Annotated in this window: 11 protein-coding genes; 5 read left to right on the top strand and 6 right to left on the bottom strand. The window is 40.7% G+C overall.

Annotated elements, in window-relative coordinates:
- Window positions 1-4 precede the first annotated feature (4 nt).
- Window positions 5-541, bottom strand: a complete 537-nt coding sequence (locus BMX95_RS11825; RefSeq protein WP_133053916.1) for a restriction endonuclease — start codon at window positions 539-541, stop codon at window positions 5-7.
- 157 nt (window positions 542-698) lie between these two features.
- On the opposite strand from BMX95_RS11825, the gene BMX95_RS11820 reads away from it, so the two are divergent.
- The gene (locus BMX95_RS11820; protein ID WP_081200603.1) at window positions 699-974 is read left to right on the top strand and encodes a hypothetical protein; all 276 of its coding nucleotides are present in this window, start codon (window positions 699-701) and stop codon (window positions 972-974) included.
- A 3-nt stretch (window positions 975-977) separates the two neighbouring features.
- Here the strand turns inward: BMX95_RS11820 and BMX95_RS11815 are convergent, their stop codons facing one another.
- The 4 genes from BMX95_RS11815 to BMX95_RS11800 form a co-directional block, all read right to left on the bottom strand.
- Window positions 978-2,339, bottom strand: a complete 1,362-nt coding sequence (locus BMX95_RS11815) for a RagB/SusD family nutrient uptake outer membrane protein (protein WP_081200602.1) — start codon at window positions 2,337-2,339, stop codon at window positions 978-980.
- Window positions 2,340-2,350: 11 nt separating this feature from the next.
- Complete coding sequence (locus BMX95_RS11810) at window positions 2,351-5,785, bottom strand: SusC/RagA family TonB-linked outer membrane protein (RefSeq protein WP_081200601.1); 3,435 nt, start codon at window positions 5,783-5,785, stop codon at window positions 2,351-2,353.
- A gap of 127 nt (window positions 5,786-5,912) precedes the next feature.
- On the bottom strand, window positions 5,913-7,139 hold the full coding sequence (locus tag BMX95_RS11805; RefSeq protein ID WP_165758931.1) for a FecR family protein: 1,227 nt from the start codon (window positions 7,137-7,139) through the stop codon (window positions 5,913-5,915).
- Between the two features lie 123 nt (window positions 7,140-7,262).
- On the bottom strand, window positions 7,263-7,868 hold the full coding sequence (locus BMX95_RS11800; RefSeq protein WP_081200599.1) for an RNA polymerase sigma factor: 606 nt from the start codon (window positions 7,866-7,868) through the stop codon (window positions 7,263-7,265).
- 1,218 nt (window positions 7,869-9,086) lie between these two features.
- On the opposite strand from BMX95_RS11800, the gene BMX95_RS11795 reads away from it, so the two are divergent.
- Both BMX95_RS11795 and BMX95_RS34950 read left to right on the top strand, forming a co-directional pair.
- Window positions 9,087-9,533 carry a DUF6934 family protein gene (locus tag BMX95_RS11795; protein ID WP_081200598.1) on the top strand — a complete coding sequence of 149 codons (447 nt, stop codon included), beginning with the start codon at window positions 9,087-9,089 and terminating at the stop codon, window positions 9,531-9,533.
- Between the two features lie 33 nt (window positions 9,534-9,566).
- Window positions 9,567-9,737: a hypothetical protein gene (locus BMX95_RS34950; protein WP_177193692.1), complete on the top strand. Its 171-nt coding sequence runs from the start codon at window positions 9,567-9,569 to the stop codon at window positions 9,735-9,737.
- Window positions 9,738-9,905: 168 nt separating this feature from the next.
- Here BMX95_RS34950 and BMX95_RS11790 read toward each other — a convergent pair whose 3' ends face one another.
- On the bottom strand, window positions 9,906-10,250 hold the full coding sequence (locus BMX95_RS11790) for a restriction endonuclease (RefSeq protein ID WP_133053915.1): 345 nt from the start codon (window positions 10,248-10,250) through the stop codon (window positions 9,906-9,908).
- A 1,146-nt stretch (window positions 10,251-11,396) separates the two neighbouring features.
- Here BMX95_RS11790 and BMX95_RS11780 point away from each other — a divergent pair.
- The gene (locus tag BMX95_RS11780) at window positions 11,397-12,065 is read left to right on the top strand and encodes a hypothetical protein (RefSeq protein WP_081200595.1); all 669 of its coding nucleotides are present in this window, start codon (window positions 11,397-11,399) and stop codon (window positions 12,063-12,065) included.
- Between the two features lie 117 nt (window positions 12,066-12,182).
- The gene (locus BMX95_RS11775; RefSeq protein ID WP_081200594.1) at window positions 12,183-12,767 is read left to right on the top strand and encodes a Crp/Fnr family transcriptional regulator; all 585 of its coding nucleotides are present in this window, start codon (window positions 12,183-12,185) and stop codon (window positions 12,765-12,767) included.
- Window positions 12,768-12,893: the final 126 nt, after the last annotated feature.

Below are 12,893 nucleotides of genomic sequence, written 5' to 3'. Positions count from 1 at the left end.
GCTTTTAATCCATGGCCCGTCTCAGGGTTAAATCGAGGAACTTGTCTGTTATTAACTTAACCCAATCCCGGGTGCTGTTTAGTTTCAATATTTCATTTCTATCAATAACTATTAGTTTGATCTTATCTGCAGTAAGGGCATCTATAATTACCGAGTTGGCATATTTGTATCTTTTTTTCTGCCCTGCAATGCCATTTGATGCTACTAATATTCCTGAGTTGGCACCCCTGCTCCTTAATTTAGCCACAAACTCCCTGCACTTGGCACTACTCAATGGAACAGCTTCATTTTTGCATTCAGTTATAATATATGGGTCTAAAAAATCAAAAGGAGATATATGCCGTAAGTTCCTAAAAACGATATCCAGTTCCTGCGCATTTGTATTGTCTAAAACGTTTCTTTCTTCAACCCGGATGCCCCGCAGTTTTTTCATTAAATAAACTACCAGGTCTTCAAATATCTTCCCTTTTGCATCCGGATTACTCGCTTTATCAGATCTCCTTAGAAAATCCTGAATTAATAGTTTATTGTAATTGGGCATGATATATATAGTATTAAAGCCTTTATTGTTGCCCCACATCAAATTGGTGGTACTCTTTTGTCAAGAAGTGCGCCTCAGTTGTTTATAGATTATATTCCTGTCTCCATGTTTACTCAAACATAGCGTCTTTTTATTTTAACTACTTAAACCAGTTTTTATGGCAAAGATTAAATGGGTGCTCATTTCGGCATCTGTAATTTGTGCAATTGCAGGGGCATTTGCTTCCACTTACAAAATTCCATGCGAAAGTCTGCAACAATATTATAAGTTTGGAATGAATACCTATTTTCCAGCAGGTACTTATGGCATTGACTACTACTGCCAATATGGTCCGGGAAATTGCACCTGGTACCAGCCTAATATTTACAATCCTAATGCCTATGCGCCTTGCCACATGGGCGTTTTTCAATTTACTTTCCTGAAAAATAAGTAAGAACTACCTCGGGTTTTGCGGCATTTCAGGAAGGGAAGCAATTACATCTGGCGGGATCGGCAATACAAATCGGTTATTGCCTGCCGAAAGTGTATATTTTTTTCCATTCAGCAGGCGGGTAAGATCGATGCCCCGATTATCGAGATTGTATCGGCGTACATCAATCCATCTCAGTCCGCGGGAAATAAGCGATTTTCGCCGCTCTGCCAAAATCAGGTCTAACGCTTCAGCAGAAGAAGCAGCAGTGAATGGAACAAAACTGCCGGTATTCCATCTTTTGCCTAGCAAGGTATTCAGGTCGTTCATGGCTTCGGAGGTGTTATTCAGCCGGGCGTTCGATTCAGCCCTGATCAATAATATTTCATCCGTAGCCAGACCCGAAAATTTGATTGGGCCGCCGCTATAGCCAGGTTTTAAAATTGCTTTACCCTGCCAATTGGTGGTGAAGTAGATGCTTTTTCGCAAATCCGAAAGATCGTATGAGTTATAGAGAGTAGTGTCTACCACAAAATTATCCTGGTAGAACAACCCGATAGTAGAAAGCAGGCTGGATTGATAGATCACCTCTGCATTGTTGGGGGTGAAAGGCAACAGGCTATTGGCCGGAATACTATTGTAGTCAATTAAGTTGGCATGCAGCTTAAGGCATGAGTCTGCATATAGCGTGGCTTGAGCATAATCGGCCATGGTAAGGTACACCCTTGCCAGAAGCGCATAGCCTGCTGCCAAAGAAGGCCGGTTTTTCCTGTTGTCGTCTATGGTAGCAGGTAACAACGGCAGCGCTTCTTTTAGATCATTTATGATCTGGTTGTAGGTGGCTTCTACGGAAGCCCGGCTGGACCTTATTTCATGATCGGCTGATAACCGAAGGGGTATGCCGGGGTCGGTAGCTGCTGTTTGGCTGTATAGTTTGGCAAATTCAAGCGCTATGTTGTAATGAGCATAGGCCCGGATGAATTTTGCGCTTCCTTTTATATTATTGATGGCTTCCGGTTTGGCTGACCCGGAGAACTTTGGAATGGCCTCAATAATTGAGTTGGCAAAAAATATTTGTTTGTAAGGGATTGCCCAGTCACCATAAAGCGTTTGTCCCTGGAAGATGTCTGCCTGCCATGTATAGGCATTTAATTCCACCTGGCTGTTTGCCAGGGTGTCGTCCAGGTAAAAGTCATCAGCAGACAGTTCGCCCAGGCCCGGTGTTTCTCTTATGACCGAGGTATTATCCAGCAATGCCTGCGCGTTTTCAACGCTATTTATGGTCAACAGGCTGCTGTCTGTATTTTCAGACAGCAGGTCTTTATCGTGGCAGGCGGCAAGGAAAAAAAAGATCGTTAAATATAATATGGTAATGTTATTGGGTTTCATCTGTTTGTTTTTTATTTGAATGTTCCTCTAAATCCAAATGTGAAGACTGTAGGCTGGGGATATCCTGCTAAATTATCGGGATCATAATTTGATTTGGTTGCCCGCCATACAATGCCTGCATTATCGCAGTGGGTATATAAAGTAGCCTGGCTCAGGTACAATTTGGTAAGCACTTTTTCCGGGAGGTTATAGCTCATGTAAATATTATTCAACCTGATGAAATCGGCCCGTTTTACCAATTGGTCTGAGTAGATATAAAAAAAGTCCCTGAAATTATTGCCGGGGAATTGCATCCGGGGTACGGAGGTTCGGTTTTCATCACCGGGCTTTTGCCAGCGATTGGCAAAGTCGGGTGAACCGGGATCGGTACCGTTGAATAATCCGGTATAATTTACAGAGGGCTTTCGGTAATAATAATTCAGCTTATAGATGAAAGTGATTGACAGCGCAATTTGTTGCCAGCTAAACTCATTAGTAACGCTCCCGAATAGTGAAGGGGTCGACGAACCCTTATAGTTCAGCGTGCCCGGCCCCGGATGGGTGGTGATTGACTGATAGTCTTTATCCCCTGTTTTCGATACCGGGTCGCCGGCATTGTCCAAACCAGTAGAGGGAAAGCTATAGATCCCGTATATTGGGCGATTGGGTACTGCGCTAAACCGGGTTTGATCGCAATAGACCCAGGCTGGTTGCAGCGTGGTATCTGTTTGAATGACGAATTCTTTTAGATAGGAGAAAAGAAATTTAGTATACCAGCTAAATAGTTTGTTGTTTATGTTTTTGGTGGATAGCACCACGTCAATATTGTGGGAGGCCATCGAGGCCGCATTGGCCATGATCGATGCAAGACCAACAGTGGGATCGACAGTTTTGTTATCAACCACGTCTGTGCTCTTTTTATAATAATAGTCTATGGTTCCAGTCAAAATCTGTTTGCCTAAGCTGAAACCCAACCCCAGATTATAAGTCATTACTGTTTCCCATTTCAAATTGGGAAGCGAGGGGTTGTTGATGTCTGCAAATACATCTCCATTTTCATTTTTGATGGCCTTACTTATTGTTTGTACCGCACTAACGCCTAAAGGTGGATTACCGCTTAAGCCGATGCTTGTTCTTAACTTCAAAGAGTCGAACAGGCGGCGATGAAAGAACCGTTCTTCGCTTATATCCCATGCCGCAGCTACAGCACCAAATGGGTTGAGCCGCCAGTTGGTATTGGATCCGTATATATTGGATTGGTCTGTTCGGGCAGAAACAGAGGCATGGTATTTCCCTTTTAGTTGAAAATTTGACGTGGCATAATACGATATGTTGTTACTAACGGTCCGTTTTGCATCATTAAGATAAGGTATGTAAAGCGAGGAAGCAGGGAAGTAATACTGGCGGTACAGGATTTGATAATTCAAATTACCCTGACCTTCGGCCATATCTTTTGTGTAATCATATATTCTTCTGGCGCTGTATTTACCCCTTGTTACTATGCGGTCGCTGCCCAGTAGTATATTAAAGGTGGAGTTGCGTGAGTTTTTGGCATACGAAAGCTGTGCCCTGATGTTGAATGTTTTCAGGTTTGTTTGGGAATAATCCAGAATATCACCTACAGGAATAGGCCGTTCAACTGAAGAACCGTTTACTTGGGTATAAGAGTTAACGAGGTCGTTTACGTAAAACCCGTCTTTGTCTTTAAGGTCGTTGTCTTTGCTGCCCACGATCTCATATTGTGTGTATGCGCCGGCTTCCAGTCCTTTTAAAAATGCAAATTTGTTGTATTTAACGCCTAACTGGATCCGGTTATCTGTGTAAATTTTGTCATTGTTCCGGGTCCTGAACTCATTGAGTGGCCGGTACCGCCAGTCTCTTAATTTGTTTCGATTGTTTGCATCAACGCCGGCGCTGTCAATAAAGAACTTGTTTCTTTTATAGCTTTGAACGGCAGGTTCTCCTGACTCATCGACAAGGTTGGAATAGGTTACCGGGATCTCTGGTTCGCCATCTATATTATGTTGTTTATTATAGGTAGTAGCTACGGATGCAGTTACTTCCATACCATCAATAGCGTGTGTAATGTAATTAAAGCTAAGATTCAGGCGCTGGGTTTTGCTGAACTGCAATGCTGGAAGCGCGTGATCGAAACCCGCAGAAAAAAGATAAGCATTTTTATTTTTTCCGCCCGATACTTGCAGCGCCAAATGCTTGTCATTAGCGTGCCGGTAAAAATATTTTTCCATATCATTCCGAACATCCAGTTGCCGTAAGTTCATGCGGTTAGCATCGGAAAGGGTGTTGTTTAAAATGTAAAGGGCTGCTTCAGGAACATAAGGATGTGCCGGATTTCTGATGAAAGCGTTATAATAACCACTACGGGCTAAAAAGCTATCGACTGTAAACCGGTCAGCAGGAGGGAGCATATCTTTAGCAAAAACATCAGGTTCAGAACTAGTGCGCACATAGGCATTGAAAGTGATGGTGGTTCGTTGATTAAATTTAAGAGGTTTGGTATTCGCGACAATAACACTATTGCCGGACAATGCGCCCCAGAGCGTAGTGGTGGATGCGTCCCGAAGAAAGTTTGTCGTTTCAATATCATCCGGGTTTATATCCTCCAGCCGTCCAAGGAACGGGAATCCATTTAATACAATCAATGGGTCTGCTCCGGAAAATAAGGTTGTTCGGCCGCCTATAGAAACTTTTTTTGGCTGGTAGGTGTTAGGGTGTTGGTTCACCGTTAATAATAAACCCGGCGTAAAACCTTCCATGCGTTTGTAAATATCGGGTATGGGGCGTTGTTGGAGTGTCTTGGAGGGCAATTCATTGATGGATCCAATATCTTTTTTAGCTATATTTATAATTCCTGTAGAAATTACCACTGAATCCAGACTCGTGAATTTCTCAGCATATTTTACCCCGATCTTTATTTCCTTACTGCTTGTTAGCGTAAAATATCCCGGTTCAATTTCCGGCCCACTGAATTTAAATACATTGCCGGGGCTCACATGCTGAAGCAGGAACTTTCCCTGACTGTTGCAATTGACTACCTGTTGATTTTTCAAATTGACTATACTGATATTTTCTACACCCTTTCCGTTGTCGTCGACAAATTGACCCCCATAGCTTTCCGGTTCGTTGCTTTCTTGTATAGTTTCCGGCGATTCCCTTGGGTAAAGTACTATAGATTTTGAATTGGAGAGATAATAATTGAAGGGCTGGTCCTTACAAAGGTTTTCGGTTAAAAATTTTAAAAAGTGTTTGTCTTTTACGTGAATGTTTACCTTTTTGGCTCCGTTGAGCGCACCTGACTTCGGGATGAATCCAAACCCGGTTTGGTCTGTAATTATTTGGAAGATTGATGCTACCTCAACGGAGTCTCCATTATATGTAATTTTTTGCCCCTGTACAGATGCGGTGATCAATAGGAGGGCGACAACTAATGTACGGGTGATCTTCATAAATTGTAGAGTGTATTTTCATTTTATTCGTGTTTGGATAAGGCTGTAGCCAGCGCAGACGTGCAGCTACAGCGTTTATCCAATAGCCTCCGGATAAGGCCCAAGGTTACATGGTATTCACTCTTTTTTATGGCCGCTTTTGGGTGCTTACAAATATTGTTCGGCCTTCCAGTTTATAGGAAACACTGGAGTCGTAGATAGTAAGGTCATTCAACAGGTCTTTCAGGGATTTCTTTTTGGGCTGATTAAGGTTCTCTAAGATCGTAGTGGGTGTTTCTCCCTTGTATTCTACCTTTACAGTATACCAACGTTCAATTTCACGGAGTGCTGTAGTAAGGCTATCTCCATTCCACGAAAATTGGTGGTTTGTCCACGCTATGATCCTGTCTACATTGTCTTCATTGAAGACGGTAGGTTTGCTTCCCATTGTATAAAGACCCGACTGAGAAGGGGTTATCAATTTCACTTCTCCTCCGGATGCAATACCAATGCTTCCTTCGATTAGCGTGGCCTTTGAAAAGCTTTCATTGGGATAAGCTATTACATTGAAATGTGTACCCAATACTGTTATATCCCCACCATTCGCTTTTACTATAAAAGGTTTGGCTTTGTTTTTCGCCACTTCAAAATAGGCTTCCCCTACCAGTGTCACCATTCGTTTGTTGCCGGTATCAACGGTTGGAAATTGTATTTGGGTTTCAGCGTTTAACCACACCCTGCTGCCATCCGGTAATACGAGTTGGTAATTCCCGCCTTTGGGAGTTGCCAGTGTATTATAGCCTATGTTTTTCGGGGCAACACTTCCCGGTTCTGCTTTACAATATATAACACCACCTTTTTTCGAAAACTCAACATTGCCTTGCTTTGCTATAGTGCCATCAGCTGTATCATTTAAGGTATATTTTGTGCCGTCTGCCAATGTCAATACCGCTGTGTCTTTCCCCGGCATGGGATCATTGGTTGAATCTACACGGGTAACTGTTGGTGTGTCACTTTTCTTTGCTGTTCCATACTTACCTATATATATAGTTCCCACAACGATTACAGCAATTGCAGCGGCGGCCATCATATACCGGAAAAATGGGTGTGTTATTTTCTTTTCTATCGGTGGCACTGGCCCGCCTTTAGCTTGATTCAACTTTGCCCGAAGATTTTTTTCCGCCGCTGCTGATGGTCCTTGTCCATACTTTCTCATTTCCTGATACACCCAACTATCGTCCTCAAAATTTTTGACCAAAGCCGCGTTTCTTGGATCAGCATTGATCCATTCATTAAATTGAATTTCTTCGGCCGGGGTCAATTCCGCACGAAGGAATTTCAGGATAAGAGCGGGGATCTGTTTGTTGTGTAACATCTTTAACAGTTTACTTGATAGATGTGCACTGATCATACCTTTTATTCAAATCTTACTGTTACCTATATTAAAAACGACAGACAGCAGATTTGTAAGAAAGCTTTGTGCAACTATTTTACTATTTTATAAAAAAAAGAGGATTAGTTTGCTGAAGAGCATCAAGGTGAGCAGTTTATGGGAACCTTTTAACTTGCGTACTGCAACATTTAGTTGTGTTCTTATAGTGCCCTTCTTGAGCCCGAGTTCCTTGGCTATGGCGGTTAACTTCTTCCCGTCAATATAATGCATCCGGAAAATTTTTCGGCAGACGGGGGGCAATGCTTTTGCCTCTTCAAAGATTCTATCTATTGTTTCCGATTGAATGCTGGCCAGCTCTGATTCGTAAGTGTCATAAGCATGAATGTCATCGAAGATTTCTACCTTTCTTCCGAACCTTTTGTTTTCCACCTTTTTCCCTTTAAGCCAATCAAAGCAGGCATTTCTCACAGTTAAATTCAAAAAGGCTTTTATGTTGGGAATTGTGTCGAAATGCGAACATCTGGTGTGAAGCTTTATGAAACTATCATTGACAATTTCCTGACTTTGTTCGCGATTCTTAATGAGTGTTTCGGCGAAATAATAAAGAGAGTGGCTAAATTGGTAATAAATTTTATTAAACGCTTCCTCATTTCCTTCCTTAAATTGTTGGATCAAGAGTGAGTCATTATCCATTGGTGCTTCATTTAGCATAAAGCTTTGGTTGTTTGAGTGTTTAAGTTGTTGGTGCTATATGCGCCAGTTATTAATTAAAATACTCATAATATGCTGCAATGGTTTTGCAGCATACGAAAATGTTTAATGCGCCGGGGTTACGCATTAGGAAGCTATGTGAATGGATAATGCTAAATGATTAAAAAGGATTGCATAGAACGAACTCTCCTAAATCGTGGTAGGAAGCTGTCTAAAAGCAGTGATTAATATGGTATTCTACTATTAAAACAACAATTGGAAAGAAATTTACTAATGGAAATCAGGAAATTTTTAAAAAATTGATTGTAGTCAAGATGGTAGCAAAAATGATTGTCCTCAATAATTCAGCAGTTCGATATTTAATTGCTGTTCAGATTTCGAATATACGAGGATTTAATTATATTAGGCAATCAATTAAAAAAATGGTAGGGCATAGTGTGTTTGGTACATCTTTCGGAATTTAATTCTTCTTCCAATCGGCTCATTACTTTCACGCTGCAATCCCATAAACAAGCAGTTCAATGGGTTTACGATCGCCTTGTTTCAAAAACTGATATTTGATAAAGAAGCTCAAGCGTTCTGAGATCATTATCGGTACCCACCGCTCTTACCATTCTTGACCGGTACAAAGACCATTCCCATTGCCAGTATGGGAATACAAAAGATACATGGGTGCCACATTGCCCTACATACGTTCGCTACTACTGTAACGCTCACTAACGGGGTAACTATTTTTGCGGGAGAAGTTTAGGTGACTTTGCAAATGATCATTGGCAAACTGATGGCATTATATTGTTCTATTAAATTGGATCTGTTAACCCTAATGTACCTGGATCCCTTCGCATACTGCCCGCCGATCATTTCGCATTAATGCATTTTTTGCCGGTACAATGGTTGAACATTCTCGGTCATAAGTGAACGAAATACAAGTATATCCTCATTTTACCGAAGTTGTAAAGATAAAGGAATTGTGGATAAAGAGTGATGGGATGCAGTTAGTACAACAGGGCAAGTAAGTTGTTTTAATAAATAATACCAATAATCAATAATATGGAAACTAATCAATGCCCAGCCTCCGGGTTTTCTCTGCTACTAATCTTACAAACATTTGCCCGTTTTTTTAAAACCTATTGGGTCGTAAAATTGGCTAGATACAGACCGGCCAATTACAGTATTCAGTCTTGCTAATAATTATTTAAACACGGTTAATCAATAGCAATGCAACTTGAAACCTATTCTTTCACAAAACGGCCAGCCAGCTATTATTATGAATTTTTCAGTAATGGGCCTAATGGTAATATTAAGAAGATAGTTGAGTTTTATAGGCTAGTGGATTATAATGAGGAAGTATACAATCTCGCGTTTGGCGATTGGGACGATAAAGATCTGCATTTTAGTGATCTTGCTATTTCCAATAACTCCGATCGGGATAAAGTGCTGGCAACGGTAGCTGCAACGGTATATGAATTCATGAAAGACCATCCTCAAGCTATCATTTTAGCATGGGGAAGCACCAAATCTCGTACGCGGTTATATCAGATGGGGATAGCCAGGCTATGGGATCAAATTAGCTTAATATTTGAAATACAAGGGAGTATAAATTCCTCATGGCAACCCTTTCAAAAGGGTGTTAATTTCGATGCGTTCTTGCTAAAGGGCAAATAAATTCTTAAATTTGAAATATTAAATCAGTTGATGATGGGAAATATAACTAAAAAGAAATTGACAGCAAAGAGTAAGGCAGTCACTGATAAATCAGTAAAGGACTATGCCAATGATCCTTACTTTATTAAGAAAAGGGAGGCTGCTGCTGCGTTTTTAAAGAAAGTCGGGCTACCTGAATCTTTCAAAAAGTCTCAAGCTAAATAGTCAACTAACTTAAAGTAATACTAAAAGCCGGTTTAACCGGCTTTTTTTGTTTATTAACGGACTAACGAGTTCTATGGATAACCATCGAAGTCTTATTAGGAGTTTTTAGGGTTTAATTCCGCCTTTATGCTTTTTGATTGTTAACGAAGGTGCTTTTACATTCAATGTTTATAAATGCCGACGCAAAATGCTGTTGATCCAGTTGTCCAGATCTACCCTGTCTACTTTACTTAAAATATATTTATCACGCTCTATGCGATACAATGCATCCTTTGTCAAATAAGTTGATGTTACAATAATTCCCTTAGATGCCTTGAACTCATTTACGCTATCTGCTAATTCGCGTACTGTGTTTATTGATACTTTATTTTTTGAATACTTTTTTGCCTGCCAAAGTGTTTTGTAATACCCGGAGATACCATGCAATTTTGTGGCAATTATATCAACACCGCCATCTTTCGTTCCCTGCATCAATTCTATATTGAATCCATCCGATTCCAATAATTGTGACAATAAAAGTGTATAAGTAACGCATCGTGAAGCCAGGCTCTATGGATATAGGTAAACACCCGAGCAACTACATTTTGAGGCACGAATGAAACCTCTTTTAATTTTACTATTTGCTTAGACAATTTTTAAAGTCAGCCTGAAGCTTGATCTTGTTGTATAAAATTCTATACTTATCGGGCACATTGTTATTAACAAAATCGACAACCTGCCCCAATTTATATGAATAATAATTCGCTACAGTAATCCTTTTTGTTTGGTCAGGCCACATAAAACAAAATTCAATTGTCGATCCATGGATTATGCATGGATTGTAATAATAAGAATTAAATTTACTATTACTAATTAACAATGATATTTTAGATAAACTTGCTTTCTGTGTATTATCTAATTTCTGCCTAAATACAATATTGTATTTTCCTGAAAACCCCGGGTCTGTTTTGCGTGTTATTATGATACTGTCTTGAGCAACATTATATTTTAAGAGATCATACATAGTATCATTGGCCAGGTATGCAATCCAGAATTTAGCTTTGAAGTCCATTTTATCATTCTTTTGCCCAAAACCAGATAGAACAAAAAGGAATAGGAAAGATAAGGTGAGTTTTATATGCATATTTGTTTAATCGTTGTTATACAAATATATGTCAGAAAAAAGATAAACGCCCAAGCACCGCATGGCCCCTTCCATAGTAAATTACCGTGCAAATGGGATTGTTGTTTGCAAAGCAACACATTTTTACAAAGGCTTTGGCCTATTTTAGAATCGCTACCTGCATTAAATGCCTCCATTCCCATATAGGAGCAGTGTTGTTGTTCGCCCTGTTACAATAACTGATATTTGATTGTGTAACAAGCCGGTAGTATTGGTGAGCCATATGTGCATCGGCCTGCAGCTCAATACGACTTCCACAATTTTGCCTTGTGATCCCCATGTCTATATGTAGTCTGCCTTATGCTATATACGGTGGATAGCCGGTACTACTCCCATTAAACTACCAACATAATTGCACTGTAATTGCACTGAGGAGTGGAGTTACAGTGGTAATCCAGTGCAATTACAGTGCAATTATTTCCGGGAAATGGCTATATTGTATGTATATAAGTGATAACTTCGGGTAGGCTTGTCAGTATAATAATCCTGAGTTCCATATGAAGAAGAAAACGCCATTAAACCGCAAACGGGTGCTTGCCGACCCTGCTTTTGAATTGACCCGGCAAAACAACGCAGAGTTTTCCCGTGCCTGCACGGCTAACCGCCTGCTTCGGCAGGCTTTTAAACTGGGAATGCGCAATAAGGCGGATCGTTATGTTTCAGGCCGGCTTACTAAAACAATGTTTAAGATCCTTCAAAGTGACCTCGTAAACGGACGGGGCGAACGCAGGGTGCCACAGGGCGTGTTGACCACTCTGAAAGGGTTTAACTTTAACCGCGACACCAACCTGCAGAATGTTTTAAAAGCACCTTATTCGATTATATTCGATAACCAGCTGATGCGGGCTACCATCAGCTTTCCCTCCATTATTCCCCAGGCTATGATAGACACGGCATCTGGCGCCAACGCTTTTATGCTGACTGCCCTGGCGGCGTCGGTGGATTTAGAAAAAGAAGCGTTCCCGGTTGAACCCGTGCAAACCGATATTTTGGATTTGGCCCTGCAGCATCATAAAGACCTGCAGCTGCAGATTCCAGTTATTGACTATCAGCCTGATAAGACTGTTATTGTTGCATTGGGAATAGAATTCTTTCTTGACGACCGAGGGAGTATTACACCGGTTGATAAAAAACATAATGCCCTGGCTGTTGTAAAAGTGTTTTAAGCCTGACATAGTCGCCCATTATAACTCCAGCCGGACATCTTCGTTTGCTCATTACCTTAAATATTAATTACACAGGCTGTATGCCTGTTCATGAACTTTCATTAAACCTTATTTTCTATGCGTATACTTGAATTTTTAAACACGATTCAAGAGCCAGGGCCTTCCCAATATAAAGTGCAACCCTTGTCTTCTGACTTACAGGAGCATTTACGGAAAACATTGAAATCGAAAACCTTAGCCAAAAATGAATACCTTTTAAAAGAAGGGGATACGTCACGACGGGTGAGTTTTATAGAAAGCGGATTGTTACGATGCTTTTACCTGTCTAAAGGAAAAGACGTTAACAGGTGGTTTATGAGCGAGGGTGACGTAGTATTTTCCGTTTCCAGTTTTTATATGCAGCAACCATCTTATGAATACATCCAGGCCCTGGAACCATCCCAACTGTTTTATATAACCCACGATGAGCTATACGAAATTTATTACAGGTTTCCCGAGTTTCAACGAATAGGCCTCGTGCTTACCGGCAAATATTACCTGCTATCGGATCAACTATCGTTTGTAAAATCTAAACCTCCCAGGGAGCGATATGAATGGCTGGTAACAAATCAACAAGAACTGCTTCAACGGGTAGCCAGTAAACACCTTGCCTCATATTTGGGAATTACGAGTGAATATTTTAGCCGGATAAAACGGAAATGAATAAATCTTAAAATATATCAATTTTTATCTGCCTATTACATAGTAATTTGAAGTCAATAGCAACTCCCCCCTAACAGTCGTAACGCGTATTGGTATTCGATCCTTTTAAATCGTAGAATGCGGTAA

Origin of the sequence: Niastella yeongjuensis (genome assembly GCF_900110245.1) — a bacterium.
GTDB lineage: Bacteria > Bacteroidota > Bacteroidia > Chitinophagales > Chitinophagaceae > Niastella > Niastella yeongjuensis.
This window is presented reverse-complemented; position numbering and strand designations above follow the sequence as displayed.